This is a genomic window from Lacticaseibacillus boliensis (assembly GCF_054784775.1).
In genome coordinates, this window is sequence record NZ_BAAIHN010000008.1 from 67,153 (window position 1) to 86,270 (window position 19,118).

Consider the following 19,118-nt stretch of genomic DNA (forward strand, 5'->3'; position numbering starts at 1 on the left):
TGCTATAATAGAATCTGCTACGCGGCCACTCGTCGCATTCGCTCACGTAAGGAGATCATCATGGCATTATCGTTGACTGCATGTATTTTATTACTCAAGGAACATCATCTGTTGAAGAGCTCTGCGGTTCAAAACTCGATGGACACGCAGATGTCGGGCATCGCCTATGACTCGCGTAAAGTCTCGGGCCCAAGCCTCTTCTTCTGCAAAGGCGCACGCTTTCGCCCGATTTATTTGTCGATGGCCAAAGATAACGGCGCAATCACGTATGTCGCTGAAAAACCGTATGTCGAAGGCAACGGCATGAACGCGCTGATCGTCGTCAATGTTACCAAGGCGATGGCGATCTTAGCGGCGGCCTTCTATGATTTTCCGCAAGACGATCTGTTCGTGATCGCCTATACCGGCACCAAAGGCAAAACGACGTCCGCGTATTTCACCCGCGGCATCCTCGAACAAGCGCATCCCAAGCGGGTGGCGCTGTTCTCGACGCTTGATCGCATCCTCGGACCGAATCCGGATCAGAAGTTTAAGTCCGATCTGACGACGCCGGAAAGCCTCGACCTTTTCCACGATATGCGTGCTGCCGTTGATAACGGCATGACACATCTGGTGATGGAAGTCTCTAGCCAGGCTTATCTGCGCAACCGCGTCTTCGGGTTGACCTATGATGTCGGGTTCTTCTTGAACATCACGCCGGATCATATCGGGCCCAACGAGCATCCGGATTTTGCTAACTACCTCCATTGCAAGATGCAGCTGATGGTGAACTCGCGCAAGGTGGTTATCAACGCCGAGACGGAGCACTTCGATGAAGTCTATGCCGCAGCCACTACGACCACCAATCCGGATTCGATCTATCTGTTTGCCTCCAGCAATTTCAAACCGGCGCGCGATGATATCGCCATCGATTTCCGCTTTGAAAGTCAGACGCTCGACACGACGCGGTCACGCTTCACTCTGGTGCCGGTGACGGAAAAAGCTGCTGAACTCAACGTTGGCGGGCCATACAATCTCAAGTTGATCGGTGACTTCAACGAAAGCAACGCCACAGCTGCAGTGATTGGTGGTGGCTTGGCCGGCGTCGATGGCGGCAAGGCGGCGCCAGGCATCGCCAACGTCCAGATTCCAGGCCGGATGGAACGCTTTGAGGTCAACAATCACGGCGTGGTGTATGTCGATTACGCCCATAACTACGGTAGCATGAAGGCGCTGATGCACTTTTTGAAGGCGGAGTATCAAGATCCCCGTATGTTGGTCGTTGTCGGTAGTCCCGGTGACAAAGGGGTTTCTCGGCGGCCAGGTTTTGCCAAGGTGCTGACTGAATATGCCAGCGTCGCTTACTTGACTACCGACGATCCCGGTTTCGAAGATCCGGCAGACATCGCTGCTGAAATCGATTCTGGCATCGATCACGACAAGGTCGAAGTCCACACGATCCTCGATCGCAAGACTGCCATCAAGACGGCAATCACCGCCAGCCGTCCAGGGGATGTGGTTATTGTTGCCGGCAAAGGCGCTGATCCTTACCAGAAGGTCCGCGGTATCGACACGCCATGGCCGGAAGACACCCATGTGGTGCAAGACATCGCCCAAGAGTTGGCAGATAACTAGTAGCCAACGAACCACCTAGGAAGAAGGTTAAACATGCAACGCTTTTTCACGGTTATCGGCGGCATGGGAACGCCTGCCACCGAGAGCTATGTGCGCCTGTTGAACGCACGCACTCACGCCAAGCGCGATCAGGACTATATGGATTATATCCTGGTCAATCACGCCTCAGTGCCTGACCGCACCAGCTATATCCTCGATCACACCAAGACCAGCTTTTATCCTGACCTGCTGGAAGACATTCAGCAACAAAGTTTGTTGAAACCAGAGTTCATCGTGATGGTGTGCAACACCGCGCATTATTTCTATGATGATCTACAAAAGGCAACCTCGATCCCGTTGTTGCACATGCCCCACACCACGATCCAAGAGATGGTCAAGCAATATCCTGATGAACATCGCATTGGGTTGATTGCCACTAAGGGCACGTTGGCTGATGGCATCTATGCCCGTGAGATCGAAGCCTCTGGGCGCGAAGTCGTCCTCGGGGATGCGAAGATTCAAGACATGGTGATGACACTGATCTATGACGACATCAAACAAAACGATCACGTCGATGCCGCCTTGTATCACGAGATCTTACGGCAGATGCACGAACGTTTTGGCGTCAACGTCATCGTTTTGGGCTGTACAGAGCTGTCGCTGGCGCAGGAAGTGGCACCAGAACATCCTTATCAGGTGATTGATTCGCAAGCCATCATCGTCGACAAGACCTTGGCACTCGGACGTGCATTCCGCGAAGACGAGGCCAAAGGCAAGGCGATGCTTGCCGAGTTAATGAAGTAACAACGATAAAGAGGGTAGCCGCTAATGCGGCTACCCTCTTCTTTGGATACTGTAGGGGTTGCTATGTTAGTGCAGCTGGTCAGATTCTCCGGTTTCAAACTTCGCTGGGACGCATCTCGTCAGCTGGGCGTTTAGGATCTTTCGGGAATTCTGCGGGATATGCTTTTTTTGGCATGCCCGGCATTGCAATTGGGGGTACTTCAACGTAAGGTTCCTTGTAGTTCTTACCGCAAGACTGATAGTCATCGAGAATCCCGAGTTTGATGAAGATGGTTTGTTGATAAGCAATCTTGGCGTTCCATTCCAAAGTTTCCATAATCCGCGCAGCGATGTGTAACTCAGTGGCGGTGACCACGATGCCGTGGCTATTCAACAGAAAGACATTTTCCATCGCTTTGTCACCGATTTCGGTCAAGGCGTCGTGCACGGTTTTGGCTAACGGCTTACTGACAGCAGGTGCAAACGGCAGGCAACGGATACGGCCGAGTTCGCGTGTTGCTTCGGTGACGTTCGGCATGTCGAGGCCGGAGGTTGCCCAAAACAGCGACTCCTCGGCGTGAGAGTGATAAACGCAACGAATGCCGGGATGCGCGGAGTAGGCACCTTCATGAAGGTTGATTTCGCGGGTGACATCGCCGACCCCATCGACTTTTTCACCGGTTTCGGCATCGACCACCAGAATCTGGGCTGGATGAAGCTCAGCATAGTAGGTTTCAGACATAAACGTTGGTGTGATCAAAATATAAGGATGCTGATTTTCATCAAAAACCTTGATCGACATGTTACCACCAGCGACGTTCGTATCCTTGCGATCGAACATCTTATGGACGGTATGCGCTAAGTCGGCACGTTCTGCTTCAAACATCATTTGCATAATCCTAACTTCCTTTCATGGCATCATTGATTTCGAGGCTATTATACGATGTATAAAGGTATAAAAATGGTATTGTAGGAAGGTTGGAAAAACGTCAGAATTGTTCACTTTTGCGCGTCATATCTGGTCATTATTATTCAACCCAATTCAATTTATTTCACGCAATCGTTCAAAGTGCTTCAAGGATGACTGTCCTTTGAGTGGGAGCGATGATAGTGAGTTGCGATCGCCGCCGTGATACAGGTTGTCAAAATAGCACACAAAGCCACGCTACAGATTGCTGCAACGTGGCTTTTGATGAGGTTATGAATTGAGGCGGCGACAACACGGCTAGTCGGGCTGTGCAACCCAACGCGATTGCGGATAAGTCAGCTCGGTCACGCACCCAAGCTGCCTTATCCCCATCGCTAAAAATGAGCAAGAAAAATATTGATTCAGCCAATGGATCATGCTTAGAAGAGGTTCTGGGCATTGGTTTAGCCATCACGCAAAACGTTGCCGTGCGGGCACTTATAAGTGCGTTATTGTGTATCTGACACGCTTGGTATAGATTAGATACCAAGGAGGAAGTCTGATGAAACCTTTGACGATCGCTTATATTGGCAACGGCAAAAGCACTAATCGTTACCATCTTCCCTTTGTGTTACAGCTCACTGAACAGTTTGTGGTGAAGACGATTTATGCACGACATGCGGACTCGACTTGGGCGAGAGTTCCTGGGGTGCACTATACGACAGACGTAACAGACATCTATGACGATCCCGAGATCCAACTAGTCGTGATCACGACCCCAGCCAGCTCGCATTTTGAATTGGCTAAGACTGCTTTGAATCATGACAAGCACGTTTTGTTAGAAAAACCGTTCACCGAAACCACTGCCCAGGCAGAAACGCTGTTCGCCTTGGCGAAGGCCAAAGGCTTGTTTTTACAGTGCTACACCAACCGGCGTTTTGATTCAGACTGGTTGACGGTGCAGGCGGTAATCGCTTCTGATAAGCTTGGCGAGCTGACCGAGCTGGATTCGGCCTTTGACTATTATCGCCCAGAGGTGCCGGATAACCAGCGCTATTCCGCCGCTAATAGCTTTTTGTATGGGCATGGTACGCATACGTTGGATCAAGTTGTCGGCTATTTTGGCGCGCCGGACACAACGCGGTATGACGTCCGGCAGCTGAACGGTAGCGGGCACATGAACGATGACTTCACTGTGGATCTGTATTACGGGGCGCTGAAGGTCTGCGTACAGTCAAGCTACTACCGCCTCACCAGCCGGCCGAGCTTTGCGGTGTATGGCAAGTGTGGCAGTTTCATCAAGCAAACCACCGATCGCCAAGAATACGATTTGAAGCACTGGTATTTGCCCGACCACGCCGACTTTGGCTTGGATCGGCCCGAAGATTACGGGACGCTGACCTACATGGACGATCAAGGCCAATACCATCAAGAAAAGGTGCAGACCGTACCTGGTGATTATGGCCGCGTTTACCGCGGGGTCTATGCGTCGATCGTTGAAGGCGCGCCAAAGGTAACCGCTGATGACGAGACCCTGCTGGTGATGCGCATGCTGGAAACCGGCGTGAAGAATTTACATTAAGCATAGGAGGAAATTTCATGGCTCATTTAACAAAATTGACGGACACTTATACATTGGCGAACGGCGTCAAGATCCCGATCGTTGGGTTTGGCACCTGGCAAACACCAGACGGCGAAGTGGCCAAGTCTAGCGTTGAAGCCGCAATCGAAGCGGGTTACCGCCACATCGATACCGCCGCGGCTTATGGCAATGAAGAAAGTGTCGGCGCTGGGATCAAAGCCTCTGGCATCGCCCGCGACGATCTGTTTTTGACGACCAAGCTGTGGAACGCTGATCACGGCTACGACAAGACCATGAAGGCCATCGATACTAGCCTGACAAAGCTCGGTGTCGATTACGTGGATCTGTATCTGATCCACTGGCCGAACCCAGTTCAGTATCGGGATAACTGGGAAGCGGTCAACGCCGAGACCTGGCGCGCAATGGAGGCCATCCTCAAGGCCGGCAAGGCGCGGGCGATCGGGGTTTCCAACTTCCGGCAGCATCATCTTGACGCGTTGTACAAAACTGCCACGGTAAAGCCGATGGTCAACCAGATCTTCTTGAACCCATCTGATCGCCAACCAGAATTGGTTGCCTACAACAAGGCCCACGGGATGTTGAATGAGGCTTACAGCCCGCTTGGTACCGGGAAGATTTTTGGCATCAAAGAGTTGCAGAAGATGGCCGAGCGTTACGGCAAGTCCGTCGCGCAACTCGTCTTGCGTTGGTCGCTACAACACGATTTCTTGCCGCTACCAAAGTCAGTGCATGCAGACCGTATCAAGCAAAACACAGAACTGTTCGATTTCGAGCTCTCTCATCACGATATGGAAGTCATCGATGCGCAAGCGGGTTTAGCTGGGAGCTACACCGATCCAGATACCGCTAATTTCTAGATCCACAAAAAAGGTTAAGCCAAATTGAAATGGCTTAACCTTTTTATTGTGCTATCGCTGTCCGGCAACGTAAGTCTTTGGTGTTGGGTAGACCGGTTTGACTGCCGGGTGCGGGCGAAAGCGACTCCAGCAGGATCAATCTGTCGTGGAGAGGGTGCTCGGCGGAGCTAACTTCGTCTGCGACGAAGTGGATCTCCACCTGCGCCTTGCTGTAAGCGACAAGTCGCTAACAGCAATCTCACCACGTCAGATTGACCTGCTTCCGTCACTTTCGCCCACACCCTAGATTCTGCGTATCAGGATTAGTTTGATGTCATGGACAACTGAGTTAATTCGTTGATCGCAACTAATCTATTCGTAATCAAACGTGTTGTCAGCCACTAGTACATCTCTACTCTCGCGGAAATTGCCACTTTTGATGATGATGAACGCTAACGTCAGGGTTTGGTGTGTGGAGGCCCGAGATGGCTCAGGCGCGCCTTTGTTGTTAGCGGCTTTGCCGCTTACAACAAAGGCGTCGAGGAAGATCCACTCGTAGCGAAGCGGAGAGTTAGCTTCCGAGCGCCTCGCACCGTTCCAGCCATCTCAAGGGCCGGAACATACCAAACCCGACCTATACTACTATTCCCAACACATCCCAAAGAAGGCTTATGCTGCCGGACAGCGTAAGTGTTATTGGCGTGTTTTGGTGATGGTTTTGCGGATCTGGGCGAGGACTGCCGCGGAGCCTTCGTCGAGCTTGACGGCACATAGGATGAACAAGGTATCCATCAGTGATAGCTGCGCGATTAAGGCGTGCAGGGCTTCGACACGGTATTGCGTCTCTTCGGCCACGGCGATGAATAATACCGTGGCCAGGCGGGCGATGGGCGACTTCGCGGCACCTGAGATGACAATCAGCGGCACGTGGTGGTCGTGGGCGACTTGCGCGAGCGCCAGTGCGTCGCGATCCGTACCGGTGTGGGAGATCAGCACCGCACAGTCAGCTGTCGTCAGGCGCGTCATCGCCATGAGTTGCATGTGGAAATCGCTGGCGTAAGTGGCATTGATCGGGGTGCGTAAGAATTTGTGGTAACCGTCTAAAGCCACCAAGTTGCTGGCGCCTAATCCGAATAACCCGACTTGTTTGGCCTGGGTGAGCAAGTCGACGGCTTGTTGCAACGCGGCCTCGTTGAGGTTGCCGGCGGTAGCTTGCAAGGCGTCGACGTTGGCGGCAAAAACCTTGTCCGCCATGGTCAGAAGCGAGTCGTGGTCGCCGATTTCTTCAAACAGCTGATGCGAGTTGCTGGCTGGTGGTTGTGCGAGCGCCAGGCGCAGGCCTTGAAAGTTGGCGTAACCGAGATTCTTGGCGAAGCGCGAGATCGTCGCCGTTGAGATGCCGGTTTTTTCGCTGAGCGTTGAGATCGACCAGTTCAAAGCTTCTTGCTGATGGGCGCTGAGGTAATCGCCCAGCGTTTTTTCTTTGGCGCTGAGGCGTTGGCGGTTGGTGGCGAATTGTAGCGCGAAGTTATGCATGGCGTGATCCTCCGAATGAGTCTAGTATATCATGATTTGATGAGAAAAATATTTACACAATTCTAACTTGATATATGTAAATATTTTACATATACTGAAGCTGAAACTTAATGACGCGACCCAATAAGGAGAACTCAACATGAACATCGGTATGATCGGTTTAGGTAAGATGGGAATGAACTTGGTTAAAAACATGCGCGACCACGACATCGATGTCGCGGCTTTTGACCTGAACGATCAGACCCGCCAAGACGTCTTGGCAACAGGCGCCAGCGCCTATGCCTCTGTCGAAGAACTGGTGGCGGCATTGCCGACGCCTAAGATCGTCTGGGTGATGGTACCTGCCGGCCGGCCGACGCAAGCGTGTATCGATCAGCTCGCCAACCTGCTGAATGTCGGCGATATCGTGATCGACGGCGGCAACTCGTTTTACCAAGATTCGCTAAGCCATAACGACCAGTTGGCGGAACAAGGCATCCATTTCTTTGACGCCGGCACTTCAGGCGGCATGGAAGGGGCCCGGCACGATGGCAACTTCATGGTCGGTGGCGATAAGGCGACCTGGCCTGTGATCGAACCGCTGTTCCAGGCGATCGCCCAAACCGATGGCTACCTCTACACCGGTCCTGCCGGCTCCGGCCATTACCTGAAGATGGTCCATAACGGGATCGAATACGGGATGATGCAGGCGATCGGTGAAGGCTTCGACGTCTTGGCCAAATCCGACTTCGATTACGATAACGAAGCGGTCGCGAAGCTGTGGGATCATGGGTCTGTGATCCGTGGCTGGCTGATGCAACTCGCCCAGTCGGCATTTTCAGAAGATCCTAAGCTCGATGAGATCCGCGGGGTCATGCACTCCAGCGGTGAAGGTGCCTGGACGGTCGAAGAAGGCATCCGCTTGCACGTGCCGACGCCGGTGATTTCCAGCGCGCTCATGATGCGTTATCGCTCCGAAGAAGAAGACACCATGACTGGGAAAGTTGTCGCGGCATTGCGTAACCAATTTGGTGGTCACGCGGTTGACAAAAAAGACGCGACCCCGCAAGCTTAAGAAGAAGACGCCGTCGCGGTGGATCGCGGCGGCGTTTTGATTAATCAGGAGGTCGCATATGGCAATCGTAATTGGCGTCGATATTGGCACGACCAGCACCAAGGTCGTGGCGTTCGATCAACACGGGCAGGCGCTGGCGTCTGTCGATCATCCTTATCCGCTGATCCAATCGACACCGGATATGGCAGAAGAAGAACCCGAGGCGATTTTCGAAGCGGTGGTGCAAGGCCTGCAAGAGGTCGTGGCAAGCGTCGGTCCAGTAGCTGGGATCAGTTTCTCGGCGGCAATGCACAGCGTGATCGTCTTAGACCGAGCTGACCAGCCACTCACACGGGTCTTGACGTGGGCAGATAATCGCGGTGTTCGAGTTGCTGAACGACTGAAAAGTACTCCGCAAGGCGCGGCGCTGTTTGCCAGCACTGGCGTTCCAATTCACCCGATGAGTCCGTTGATCAAGTTGATGTGGCTGAATGAGGCTGCCCCAGCCGTGATGGCGCAGGCGGTACACATCGTTGGCATCAAAGATTACGTGTTGTTTCGATTGTTTGGCCGCTTCGTGCAAGATTACAGTCTCGCCAACGCCACCGGGTTGTTGAACCTGTTCACGCTGGACTGGGAACCAACGGCGCTGGCTTTGGCCGGCGTCAGTGCGGCGCAGTTGCCGCAGTTGGTCGATACCAACTATCAGCTCAGCGGGATGTTGCCGACGCTTGCCGCCAAGATCGGGATCGATCCGCAGACGCCTGTGATTGTTGGGGCGTCTGACGGGGTGTTGAGCAATCTCGGTGTAGGTGCCAACCGTCCGGGAACTGTTGCGCTGACGATCGGGACGTCAGGGGCCGTGCGCACGATCGTTTCTAAGCCAGTGGTCGATCCAGACGGCCGGCTGTTTACCTATTATCTAGCCCCTGGGCGCTACGTCGTTGGGGCCCCGGTCAACAACGGTGGCGTTGTTTGGCGTTGGGCGCGCGACACCTTCGCTGCGACTGGGGGTTACGGGGCGCTTGAAAACCAGGCCCGCCAAATTCCCGCCGGCGCTGACGGCTTGTTATTTTTGCCGTATCTCGGCGGCGAGCGGGCGCCGCTGTGGGATGCTGATGCTCGTGGTAGCTTCATCGGGTTGACCCGGCAACACGGCCAGGCGGCGATGATCAAGGCGGTCATGGAAGGCATCTCGTTCAACCTGTTTGGCGTGTTGCAACTGGTCGAGCGGGTGGTAGGCAAGCCAACGCGAATTCAAGCGACCGGTGGGTTTGCCCGAAGCGCGTTGTGGAAGCAGGTGCTGTGCGATATTTTTGATCTGCCGGTGGTCCTTCCTGAAGCGTTTGAAAGTTCTGCATTAGGCGCCGCAGTAATCGGGATGCAGGCGTTAGGGATAATTGACTCACTCGATGATGTCGAGCAGATGGTGGGCGGCACCGAGACGCTGGCGCCAAATGCCAAGACGGCGGCGCTTTATGCGACGCTTTGGCCGCTTTGGCAAGACGTCAATACACGGTTGGCATCAGCGTACGCGCCGCTGGCGGCGTTTCAGCGCCAACATCCCGACACCCACGCGGAGATTGCATCTGAAGGTTGAATAGCGTAATATGCGAAGAAGTGTAACGAGTCAATCAGTCGAGGAGGATACGATAGATGTATGAAGCAACGAAGCGCCGGCATGTCAGCGAACAAGTGGCAGCGGTCTTTCCTAAAGAAGTGACGGATCAGATCTTTGATGTGATCAAGCTGATGAACAAAGCCGATCAGCTGGTGACCGCACCGGTGGCGATCGCTTTTTCCGATGATTATGATGATGACGAGCTGTATGCCATGCTGATCCAAGGCAACTTGGCCCCGGCCCAAGAGTTTCCGCTCACCTATGCCGGCGACAAGCCGTTTTTAGGGCACGGTTACATTTTGATTGTGAAAGACAATCCGAAGACGATCTATATCGATTTTTCTAAGGCCAATGACCTCAGCGAGATCAACGCCTAGCATTTGCTGGGATTCCAACGCCTCTGCGTCGCAACCTTTAGGATGCGCTGCGGAGGTGTTTTTTACCCGAGGCGAGATTTTTGGGAAACAATACTAGTCAAAACGGCGATAGTCGTGTAAACTAGTTATTCGTAATCGTTACTATTTTCTTTCTGAGGAGATTTCAATGACTGACTTGCTGTCGGTAGACCACCTAAGCTTCGGCTTTCATGATCGCCATCTTTATCACGATCTCAGCTTCACCTTGAAACAAGGGTCGATGACTAGCTTGATCGGCGCCAACGGGGTCGGGAAAACGACGCTGGTGCGCTTATTAATGGGGCAGTTGCGGCCTCAGTCTGGAAAAATCAATTTTATGCCGAAAATGAAATTGGGTTACGTGCCTCAATTTCGAAACATAGATCCAGAGTATCCGTTATCGATCCGTAGCTTCGTCCAGCTCAATCAACTGCGCCATAATTTCTTTTGGCATACCAAACAAGAGCGCCGCGAGCTTCAAGAGGCACTGGCTCAGACCCATCTTGAAACGCGACAAGATCAGCTATTGGGGCGCGCCAGTGGCGGGGAAAAGCAGAAGGCATACTTAGCACAGGCGTTGCTGACCCATCCCAACTTTTTGATCTTGGACGAGGCGACTGCCAGCCTCGACGTTAACACCAAAGTTGAGCTGATGACCTTGGTCCAAGAGCTCAATGCCAAGTTGAACTTAACCGTGTTGTTTGTGACGCATGACTTAGACCTGGCCAAAGATTATACCGATCAATATCTGTTGTTGACGCGCGAAGGTTATGAGATGCATAGCACGCAAGAGATGGACGAAGCAGCGATGCCAGCTGAACTGCAGCCGGCGCAGGAGGTGGGGTAGTGTTCAGTTATGCCTTTATGCAAAATGCTTGGCTGGCAAGCACCTTCATCGCCATCACGTGTGGGTTAGTCGGGGTCTTCGTCACTGCACGGGGGATGAGTTTTCTTGCCCACACCTTGTCGGAAGTCGGCTTTGCCGGCGCGGCGTTTGCCGTTTTCATGGGGATCCCGCCTTTAGACGGGATGCTGTTGTTCACAATCATCAGCTCGATCACGGTCGGTAAGCTGTCGGTGCAGCAGTCGCGGCGTGAGGCCTCGATTTCCGCGGTTTCCAGTGTGTTTGTTGGGTTGGGGATCTTGTTTCTGTCGTTGTCGTCAGCATCTGCGAGTTATGCGACGACCATCTTATTTGGGAGTATCATCGGAATCTCCCGTACCGATGTGTGGCAACTGCTGGTGCTGGCTTGTGCGGTGTTGGTCACCATGGCCTTTGGTTACCGCCGGCTGGCTTACGATTCCTTCGACCCTACCGGTGCGCAGGCGCAAGGCGTCCGGCGTAACTTGATCTCGATTTATTTTTTGTTGATCTTGGCCATCTCGGTGTCGATCGGCGCGCAGATTGTTGGCTCGCTGTTGGTCTTCATCCTGCTGACGCTGCCACCGTCAGTGGCCAAGTACCTCGGCAAGACCCTGCCACAGATGTTGGTGATTTCCGTCATTGCGGCGTTGGTTGGTGTCTGGGCGGGATTGACGTTAGGCTACTATACGAATTGGCCAGTGACGTTCTTTATCGCCGCCATCGAGTTTTGTTTCTACTTCATCGCGCTTGGTATTCATAAGTGGCGTTTGGATTGAGTGCACATAAAAGGGACTGCTTCTGCAGTCCCTTTTATGTGCACTCATTGCCAAGCAGAATAATTAGTGATCAGGCCTTGGGTGCCGAGATCACCATGGCCGGCATCGAGGAGCGCTTGATAGAGGCGCTTGGCTTCGGTGGTCGCCGGTAAGTCGACATGGAGTTTTTCGGCTTCTTCTAACGCGATGCGCAGATCTTTGACAAAATGTTTCACGAAAAATCCCGGGGTGTAGTCGCCAGCTAATATCCGTGGGCCATAGTTTTCCAGACTCCAGTTGGCGCCGGCACCGCTACCGACGGTTTGGCTAACCTGCTTGAGGTCCAACCCTGCGGCTTTGGCGTAAACCAGCATCTCGGTGAGGCCGGTCATCGTGCCTGCGATCATGATCTGATTGGCCATCTTGGCGTGTTGCCCCATTCCGGGGCCGCCGAAATAGTTGACGGACTGGGCGATCGCGTCAAAAAGTGGCTGCAGCTTGGTGGCAGTTTCACGATCGCCGCCGACCATCACCGTTAGCGTGCCATTTTTGGCGCCGATGTCACCGCCTGAAACTGGCGCGTCGAGGGCTTGGACGTGAGCTTTTGCGGCTGCCTTGGCGATCTTGACCGCCAGGCTGGGGGTGCTGGTCGTCATGTCGATGACAATCTGATCAGGCTTGGCGCCGGCCAAGATGCCGTCGGGACCAAAGTAGGTGGCTTCGACATCTTGGGGGAAGCCCACCATTGAAATCGTGATGTCGCTGGCAACCGCAACAGCTTGTGGACTCGCCGCCCACTTGGCGCCATGATTGATGACAGGTTGGGCGTGGGCTTGGGTGCGGTTATAGACGGTCACAGAATAGCCGGCCTTCAGCAGGTTGTTGATGATGCCGGTGCCCATGACCCCGGTGCCGATGAAGCCGATCGTTTTAGTCATTCAGAAGCGCCTCCAGTTCTGCTAAGCGTTGGTCGAACACGGCAAATGCCGCTTCCAGGTAGTCCGGTTTGGTCATGTCGACGCCGGCGGCCTTCATGGTGTCAATCGGGTAGCGAGAGCTGCCGGATTTGAGATAGTCGAGATAGTGGGTGACCGCGTCGTCGGCGTTGGCGGTGATGTTGGCGGCCAGCGTCGACGCAGCGGCGAAACCGGTCGCGTATTGGTAGACATAATAGTTGTAGTAAAAATGTGGGATGCGTGCCCATTCCAAGGCGATCTGTGGGTCTTGGACCACACCGTCGCCGTAATAATGCGCGTTGATCTCAGCATAACGCTTGCTGAGCCGCTCTGCAGTGAGTGGCTGGCCGTTAGCGTCTTCGGTGTGCAGCCAGTGTTCAAATTCCGCAAATTGGGTCTGACGATACACGGTGCCTTTGAAGCCATCGAGATAGTAATTCAAAATGTAGGCGCGGACGGCCTTGTCGTGTTGGGTGCGTAGCATGTAATCCGTCAGCAGGTTTTCATTGGTCGTTGAGGCGATCTCGGCGACAAAAATCGAATAGTCCCCATAGACATAAGGCTGGTTGTGGCGCGTGTACCAAGAATGGACCGAGTGGCCGGTTTCATGCACTAAGGTGTATAAGGCGTCGACAGAGTCTTGCCAGTTCAATAAGATGAAGGGATTGGAGTCATAGCTCCCGCCGGAATAAGCACCCGAACGCTTGTTTTGGTTTTCGACGACGTCGATCATACGCTGGTCAAAAATGGCCTGCACGTGTTGGCTGTAGTCTGCTCCCAATGGCGCTAATGCCTTCACGGCTTCTTTTTTGGCGGCGTCGATGGTGTAATTCAAAGGCGGTTTGCCGTTCAAGGGCGTGTACAGGTCATACATATGCAACTCGTCTAATCCAAGCAGACGCTTGCGCAAGGCGAGGTAGTGGTGCAGGCTTGGCAAATGCTTGTTGACGGTCGCGACCAAGGTGTCATAGACGGCTTCAGGGATGTGGTTGGCCGTCATGGCAGCCTGGCGGGCAGAAGCGTAGTGATGGGCGTTGGCGTCGAAGGTGTGCTTTTTGATCTCGCCGGCCAAGGTGGCGGCGAAGGTGTGGCGCAAGTTGTGGTAGGTGGCGTACAGCGATTCGAAGGCTTCCTTGCGCACGTCACGGTTGGTGCTTTTGATCAGCTCGCCATATAAGCCGTGGCTGAGCTGGACTTCTTCGCCTTGATCGTTGTGCACCGTCGGGAACTGGATGTCGGCGTTGTTTAAAACGTTGAACGTCGCGCTGCTGGCGTTCATCGCGTCACCGGCGCTGGCTAACAAGGCTTCGACGTCGGCTCCGAGCACATGGTCGCGGTTAGCAGTCAATGCATCGATATAGTGCTGGTAGACGCCAAGCGCTGGTGTTTTTAGCCATTCCTGAAGCGTTGCTTCCGGAATAGCGAGGATCTCTGGTTCGAGAAAAGCGGTTTTGGTCGACACCGTGGTTAACAAGCTGTTGGCGCGGGCGGCAAAGCCTTGGTAAGTGGCGTTGGCGGTATCTTGATTGCTTTTAAGGCTGGCGTAGACGTAGACGTTTTCCACCTGACGATAGGCATCTAGAATCGCGGCCAAGCCGTCAGCCAAGGCTGTGGCACTTTGACCCAAGGTTCCTTGGAAAGAGGCCGCGTGGGTGGCGATTTTTTCGGCTTCGGTGAAGGCCGTTTCCCAGTCAGCATCGGTTTTGAAGATCGTGGTGAGGTCCCAAGTCATTGCAGTTGGTACGCTTTCACGAGTTGGTAAGGTAGACATAAACTCACTTCCGTTTCTCAAGGTTTTATTAACATTATCATAACACGGATAATTTTGTCCGAATCGCGTGCGTTGGTCGATGATTCCGAGTAAAATATGCAAAGATGAGTGTGTAAATATAGGAGCGAATGCATGGAAGAAGAAAATAGTCGCCAGACCCGTAAGCCCCGCAAACCGCGCCGGCGCCTTGGTCATTATGTGGTCATGATCGTTTTGACCTTATTGGTGCTTGTCGCCGGTTACGCAGTACGACTGTATAGTCAGACGAAAAACGCGGTGGATAAGACCTATGACCCGGTTTCGACCACAGCAGCGGCGCAATCGGATATTTCCGGTAAAAAACCGCTAAGCATTTTGCTGATGGGGACTGATACTGGTGAATTTGGCCGGCAATACAAAGGTAATTCGGATACCATGATCGTTGTGACCATCAACCCCAAGACTAAGCGTACCACAATGACCTCAATTCCGCGTGATACCTTAGCGCAAATCATCGGTGGCAACAATGCCGGTGCCCAGAAAATCAACGCGGCATATAACGCTGGTGGCAACGAAGCGGCGATGAAGACCGTCACCAAGTTGTTGAACGTCCCGATTAATTACTATGTCACCGTGAACATGGCGGGTCTTGAGAAGATCGTTGATGCCGTTGGCGGTATCGATGTCAACGTGCCATTTAGCTGGACGGATACCGATTCTGGCGGGTACAAGTTCACCAAAGGCGCGATGCATCTCGACGGTAAACACGCCTTATCTTATGCGCGGATGCGCCATCAGGATCCGCAAGGCGACTATGGCCGCCAAAAGCGTCAGCGCCAAGTCATCACCCAGATTACCAAGAAGGTGTTGTCTGCCGGTTCCTTGAGCAACTACTCGACCTTAATGGATAGCCTGTCTAGCTCAATGAGGACCAGTCTGACGTTTGCAGATATGGTTGCGATCGGTGAAAAATATGGCGACTGCATCAAAAACATCAAGCAGACGACCTTGCAAGGCCTCGGAGTTTATATCGATGGGTCGTCTTATCAGGTGCCTAAGACTGAGGAGTTACAAAAGGTTTCAGATCAGATTCGTGCTGAGTTGGGTTTAGATCAAGCGACGCTGGATAACTTCAACACAAAGCAAAACAAGTACAACACAAATCATGGCTTCAACTGGAACGATGGTTTTAATCCGGTATATACCCTGTATGATGATGCCGGTACAGCCACTTCAACCAGCACCTATAACGATGATGGCACCACGATCACGACCGGTGGTGCTGAGGCACCAGGTGCGACGTTTGGTGGTCGGTAGCCGACAATAAAAAAGTGTCACCTAGCTTAAGCTGGGCGGCACTTTTTTTGGCGTCTTACGCTTGTGCGTACTTTTGGGAGAGACGTCTTATGCTTAATTCTCAGACAGTTTACGGCTTGCCGCAGTGAAAGGTTGACCGGATAGCTTGGCAATCAGTGTCCCACCGATCAGGCCAACGAGCATGAAGGGAACGAAATCCATCGAGATGTTGAACAGCGGAATATATTTCATCCCAAAGTTATCGATCGCAGAAAACAGGGCATTGTTTGCCAGAAATGGTGGTAGGCTGTGGATCGCATCGAGGATCGCAGGGATCAAGGTCAGCCCGATCGTCGTTCTGTAGATCGTCTTTTGCTTACCGATGAATGGGTGCAACAAGCCGAGGATGATCAGCGCGATAGCCAGTGGGTAGAGTAACATCAAGATTGGATTGGATAAAGCGATGATCTGGTTCAGGCCAAAGTTTGAGATGAGGAAACTACCGGTACAAGTGCCGATGAGGAATTTGCCAAAACCGATACGTGGGAAACGTTTGCCAAGGTCTTGAGATAAGCTACTGACCAAGCCGATGCAAGAGGTCAAGCAAGCCAAGAAGGTCATTGCGCCTAACAGTGAGGTCCCGATCATGCCGGTGTAATGAGTCATGATGGCGTTGAAGGCGGGGCCCCCGTTGGCGGTCGTCTGGGTGAAGTGTAGCGAGATCACCCCTAAAGCGATCAAGAAGATATAGACGATGGCTTCAAGGCCCATTGATAAAGCGCCAACTTTGGCAACGTCTTTAGAGCGGTTATGGGCAGATTTAACACCGAAGAAACCAAGAGCAGAAACGATGGTAACACCGAAGCCTAGGCCGGCCAAAGCGTCCATGGTGTTGTAGCCTTGTAAGAAGCCGTTGGATAAATTACCGATCGCTTTGGTCGCATGCGTGCTGGCTGCCAGCGTTGCGCCATCGCCTTTGATGGCAAAAGCGGCAAAGAAAGCGGCTGCCAATAACAGCAACAATGCGGGGTTCAACAACTTGCCGACATAATCAGTGATCTTTTGGGGATGCCGGGAAAGCAAGTAGGTGATCAGGAAGTAGATCGCGGAGAAGATCAGCAAAGCGATCTGGGTGTGACCTTTTGAAATGAACGGCTGGATCGCCATTTCGAAGGTAACCGTCGCGGTCCGCGGTGTCGCGATCAGCAACCCGAGGCTGGCATGGGTGCAGATGAGAAAGAGTAACGCGAAAACGTGACCGACAGGACGGGCAAGATGGTACATGCTATCAGATTCAGTCATCGCGATCGCCAGGATTGCCATCAATGGCAACAACACAGCGGAAAGCAAAAACCCAATGGTGGCAGGGATCCAGTTGCCACCTGAGATCTGTCCGAGGTGGATCGGGAAGATTAAGTTGCCGGCACCGAAGAAAAGTCCGAACAACATGGAACCGAGAATAATGTACTCTTTACGATTAAGTTTATGATCTGAATGAATTTGCATAATATTGACCTCCAAGCTATTGATGGTTGAAATTGAGAAGGGCGTGTTTGGACCGGCCGTGTCCAAACAAAAAAGGCGCCCTCGACAGATAACTCTGTCAAGGGCGCCTTTTTGCGCGATACCACCTTGTTTCGCCTAGACGTCACCGTCATAGGCCTCACAACGTACGGCCTTGCGGCGATACGTCATTGCTGTAATGGGCGCAATCCCAGTCACCACTTCACTAACGTGTCGCAGTGACGACTCATAGCCTACTTTCACCGAAAGGTTAACTTGGCCGCTTCACACTTTACGCGGCTCACTGACAAGCGTTCCTGGTTACTTTGCTACTCGAAGTCTGTTTCTCAATTGATGTTGGCTCTAATTTAAGTTAAATCTTGAAGAAAGTCAAGCAATAATGTTCATTTTCTTCTCATTATTTTGAAATCTACTGGCGGCACCACGCACATTCGGATCAAACACGGGCAACAGGTGATGCAGCCGCACGCCAACAAAATGGCTCAAAGCATCGCGCCAGTGCGCGACGGTTTGGCGGTCGACCGCTTGGGTCAAAAGGTGGAGCTGATCGCCGCGTGCGTAAATCTGCCCGTGGATGCCAAGCTGAGTCGCAACATCTAACCCGGTGACTAGCCCGTCTGTCGATAGCGCAATGACTTGACGTGTGGGCAGATCTAAGCCGGTAGCTGGCCGCAAATGGGTGGCAGCGAGGATCGGGGTCAGCTTGCCACGGATATTGCGGGCGACTTCTTGGAGGTCGGCGACGACGGCATTGGCCGTGGGCAGGCTACCGGCGCCGGGGCCGGTCAGCATCAGCGAGTTGGTGTTGGTCGATGCGAGGACAATAGCGTTGAACTCGTTGTCGACGTTTGCCAGCGGATGGTCTTTTGGCACCAGCGTCGGGGCAACGGTCAAGCTGAGCTGATCGTCGTCGCGAATCGCTGAGACTAGTGGCTTGATGGTATATCCAAAGAAATCTGCAGCTGCAAAATCTGCCCGCCGCAAGGTCGTGATGCCTTGACGCTTGATGTTGGCGAGCTTGGGATCGAGCCCGAAGGCTAACCGACTGAGGATCAACAGTTTGTAGCTTGCATCGAGTCCTTCGACGTCGTTGGTCGGGTCGGCTTCTGCAAATCCTTTTGCCTGAGCGGCGCTTAAGGCTTCCGCATAATTGGCCCCGGCTTGCATCTGCGACAGGATGAAGTTAGAGGTGCCATTAGCGATCCCGGTCAAGGCGGTGATCGCATCGCCGGCGAAGTTGGTATTCAACGTCCGCAAAATCGGGATGCTACCCATCACAGCCGCTTCATAATCTAAGGCGACGTGATGTTTTGCCGCCAAGGCGGTGAGCGTTTGGCCGTGAGTAGCAATCAGATCTTTGTTGGCGGTGATGACATGTTTGCCATTTTTCAGTGCCTGTTGTAGTAAGGCAAAAGGCAGATCGATGCCACCGAGCACCTCGATGATGATCTGGATGTTAGGATCATTGACCACACTCAGCGCGTCGGTCGTCAAGGCGATTTCTGGGAACGCCGCCTGACGCTCCGGTGTCAATGTGCGTACCGCGGCCTTAGTGATCTTTAAGTTAAGCTGGGCTAGTTGTGGCGTTTGGCGAGCGATAATAGTGGCAACGCCGCGACCGACGGTACCAAGGCCTAATAAACCAACATTGAGTGTGCTCATGAT

General features: G+C 53.1%; 16 protein-coding genes. 10 read left to right on the forward strand and 6 right to left on the reverse strand.

Annotated elements, in window-relative coordinates:
- The first annotated feature begins 60 nt into the window (after positions 1-60).
- Positions 61-1,614: a UDP-N-acetylmuramoyl-L-alanyl-D-glutamate--2,6-diaminopimelate ligase gene (locus ACYVRB_RS05325; protein WP_461214029.1), complete on the forward strand. Its 1,554-nt coding sequence runs from the start codon at positions 61-63 to the stop codon at positions 1,612-1,614.
- Between the two features lie 33 nt (positions 1,615-1,647).
- Complete coding sequence (locus tag ACYVRB_RS05330; protein ID WP_461214030.1) at positions 1,648-2,397, forward strand: aspartate/glutamate racemase family protein; 750 nt, start codon at positions 1,648-1,650, stop codon at positions 2,395-2,397.
- A gap of 94 nt (positions 2,398-2,491) precedes the next feature.
- Here ACYVRB_RS05330 and ACYVRB_RS05335 read toward each other — a convergent pair whose 3' ends face one another.
- Positions 2,492-3,271, reverse strand: coding sequence for a class II aldolase/adducin family protein (locus ACYVRB_RS05335; protein WP_461214031.1), 780 nt, complete (start codon positions 3,269-3,271; stop codon positions 2,492-2,494).
- A 574-nt stretch (positions 3,272-3,845) separates the two neighbouring features.
- Here ACYVRB_RS05335 and ACYVRB_RS05340 point away from each other — a divergent pair.
- Positions 3,846-4,865 carry a Gfo/Idh/MocA family oxidoreductase gene (locus ACYVRB_RS05340; protein WP_461214033.1) on the forward strand — a complete coding sequence of 340 codons (1,020 nt, stop codon included), beginning with the start codon at positions 3,846-3,848 and terminating at the stop codon, positions 4,863-4,865.
- 17 nt (positions 4,866-4,882) lie between these two features.
- Positions 4,883-5,743: an aldo/keto reductase gene (locus ACYVRB_RS05345; protein WP_461214034.1), complete on the forward strand. Its 861-nt coding sequence runs from the start codon at positions 4,883-4,885 to the stop codon at positions 5,741-5,743.
- Positions 5,744-6,415: 672 nt separating this feature from the next.
- On the opposite strand, the gene ACYVRB_RS05350 is transcribed toward ACYVRB_RS05345, so the two are convergent.
- Entirely contained in the window at positions 6,416-7,258 is an 843-nt protein-coding gene (locus ACYVRB_RS05350; RefSeq protein ID WP_461214036.1) for a MurR/RpiR family transcriptional regulator, read from the reverse strand.
- Between the two features lie 139 nt (positions 7,259-7,397).
- Here ACYVRB_RS05350 and gnd point away from each other — a divergent pair, with 139 nt between their 5' ends.
- From gnd to ACYVRB_RS05375, 5 genes are all read left to right on the forward strand, one after another.
- The gene (gene gnd, locus ACYVRB_RS05355; protein WP_461214038.1) at positions 7,398-8,312 is read left to right on the forward strand and encodes a phosphogluconate dehydrogenase (NAD(+)-dependent, decarboxylating); all 915 of its coding nucleotides are present in this window, start codon (positions 7,398-7,400) and stop codon (positions 8,310-8,312) included.
- A 58-nt stretch (positions 8,313-8,370) separates the two neighbouring features.
- Positions 8,371-9,891, forward strand: coding sequence for a gluconokinase (locus tag ACYVRB_RS05360; RefSeq protein ID WP_461214039.1), 1,521 nt, complete (start codon positions 8,371-8,373; stop codon positions 9,889-9,891).
- Between the two features lie 56 nt (positions 9,892-9,947).
- On the forward strand, positions 9,948-10,289 hold the full coding sequence (locus ACYVRB_RS05365; protein ID WP_461214040.1) for a hypothetical protein: 342 nt from the start codon (positions 9,948-9,950) through the stop codon (positions 10,287-10,289).
- 166 nt (positions 10,290-10,455) lie between these two features.
- Positions 10,456-11,154 (forward strand): metal ABC transporter ATP-binding protein, encoded by a 699-nt coding sequence (locus ACYVRB_RS05370; protein ID WP_461214041.1) that lies wholly within the window; start codon positions 10,456-10,458, stop codon positions 11,152-11,154.
- A 17-nt stretch (positions 11,155-11,171) separates the two neighbouring features.
- Positions 11,172-11,948, forward strand: coding sequence for a metal ABC transporter permease (locus ACYVRB_RS05375; RefSeq protein WP_461214064.1), 777 nt, complete (start codon positions 11,172-11,174; stop codon positions 11,946-11,948).
- Positions 11,949-11,992: 44 nt separating this feature from the next.
- Here ACYVRB_RS05375 and ACYVRB_RS05380 read toward each other — a convergent pair whose 3' ends face one another.
- Both ACYVRB_RS05380 and pepF read right to left on the reverse strand, forming a co-directional pair.
- On the reverse strand, positions 11,993-12,865 hold the full coding sequence (locus ACYVRB_RS05380) for an NAD(P)-dependent oxidoreductase (protein WP_461214042.1): 873 nt from the start codon (positions 12,863-12,865) through the stop codon (positions 11,993-11,995).
- Complete coding sequence (gene pepF, locus ACYVRB_RS05385) at positions 12,858-14,654, reverse strand: oligoendopeptidase F (RefSeq protein WP_461214044.1); 1,797 nt, start codon at positions 14,652-14,654, stop codon at positions 12,858-12,860. Before pepF ends, ACYVRB_RS05380 begins: the two co-directional genes overlap by 8 nt.
- Before the next feature lie 132 nt (positions 14,655-14,786).
- On the opposite strand from pepF, the gene ACYVRB_RS05390 reads away from it, so the two are divergent.
- A complete protein-coding gene (locus ACYVRB_RS05390) occupies positions 14,787-15,950 on the forward strand; it encodes an LCP family protein (RefSeq protein ID WP_461214045.1) in 1,164 nt (387 codons plus the stop codon).
- Between the two features lie 93 nt (positions 15,951-16,043).
- On the opposite strand, the gene brnQ is transcribed toward ACYVRB_RS05390, so the two are convergent.
- Entirely contained in the window at positions 16,044-17,435 is a 1,392-nt protein-coding gene (brnQ, locus tag ACYVRB_RS05395) for a branched-chain amino acid transport system II carrier protein (RefSeq protein ID WP_461214046.1), read from the reverse strand.
- Between the two features lie 387 nt (positions 17,436-17,822).
- Entirely contained in the window at positions 17,823-19,115 is a 1,293-nt protein-coding gene (locus ACYVRB_RS05400; RefSeq protein WP_461214048.1) for a homoserine dehydrogenase, read from the reverse strand.
- Positions 19,116-19,118 lie beyond the last annotated feature (3 nt).

What these genes read in the sequence shown, in the direction of transcription:
- ACYVRB_RS05390 (WP_461214045.1), top strand. Translation starts at nt 14,787, where the DNA reads ATGGAAGAAGAAAATAGTCGCCAGACCCGTAAGCCCCGCAAACCGCGC.
- ACYVRB_RS05330 (WP_461214030.1), top strand. Translation starts at nt 1,648, where the DNA reads ATGCAACGCTTTTTCACGGTTATCGGCGGCATGGGAACGCCTGCCACC.
- gnd (WP_461214038.1), top strand. Translation starts at nt 7,398, where the DNA reads ATGAACATCGGTATGATCGGTTTAGGTAAGATGGGAATGAACTTGGTT.
- ACYVRB_RS05370 (WP_461214041.1), top strand. Translation starts at nt 10,456, where the DNA reads ATGACTGACTTGCTGTCGGTAGACCACCTAAGCTTCGGCTTTCATGAT.
- ACYVRB_RS05345 (WP_461214034.1), top strand. Translation starts at nt 4,883, where the DNA reads ATGGCTCATTTAACAAAATTGACGGACACTTATACATTGGCGAACGGC.
- ACYVRB_RS05350 (WP_461214036.1), bottom strand. Translation starts at nt 7,258, where the DNA reads ATGCATAACTTCGCGCTACAATTCGCCACCAACCGCCAACGCCTCAGC.
- ACYVRB_RS05400 (WP_461214048.1), bottom strand. Translation starts at nt 19,115, where the DNA reads ATGAGCACACTCAATGTTGGTTTATTAGGCCTTGGTACCGTCGGTCGC.
- ACYVRB_RS05360 (WP_461214039.1), top strand. Translation starts at nt 8,371, where the DNA reads ATGGCAATCGTAATTGGCGTCGATATTGGCACGACCAGCACCAAGGTC.
- brnQ (WP_461214046.1), bottom strand. Translation starts at nt 17,435, where the DNA reads ATGCAAATTCATTCAGATCATAAACTTAATCGTAAAGAGTACATTATT.
- ACYVRB_RS05340 (WP_461214033.1), top strand. Translation starts at nt 3,846, where the DNA reads ATGAAACCTTTGACGATCGCTTATATTGGCAACGGCAAAAGCACTAAT.
- ACYVRB_RS05325 (WP_461214029.1), top strand. Translation starts at nt 61, where the DNA reads ATGGCATTATCGTTGACTGCATGTATTTTATTACTCAAGGAACATCAT.
- ACYVRB_RS05365 (WP_461214040.1), top strand. Translation starts at nt 9,948, where the DNA reads ATGTATGAAGCAACGAAGCGCCGGCATGTCAGCGAACAAGTGGCAGCG.
- ACYVRB_RS05335 (WP_461214031.1), bottom strand. Translation starts at nt 3,271, where the DNA reads ATGCAAATGATGTTTGAAGCAGAACGTGCCGACTTAGCGCATACCGTC.
- ACYVRB_RS05380 (WP_461214042.1), bottom strand. Translation starts at nt 12,865, where the DNA reads ATGACTAAAACGATCGGCTTCATCGGCACCGGGGTCATGGGCACCGGC.
- ACYVRB_RS05375 (WP_461214064.1), top strand. Translation starts at nt 11,172, where the DNA reads ATGCAAAATGCTTGGCTGGCAAGCACCTTCATCGCCATCACGTGTGGG.
- pepF (WP_461214044.1), bottom strand. Translation starts at nt 14,654, where the DNA reads ATGTCTACCTTACCAACTCGTGAAAGCGTACCAACTGCAATGACTTGG.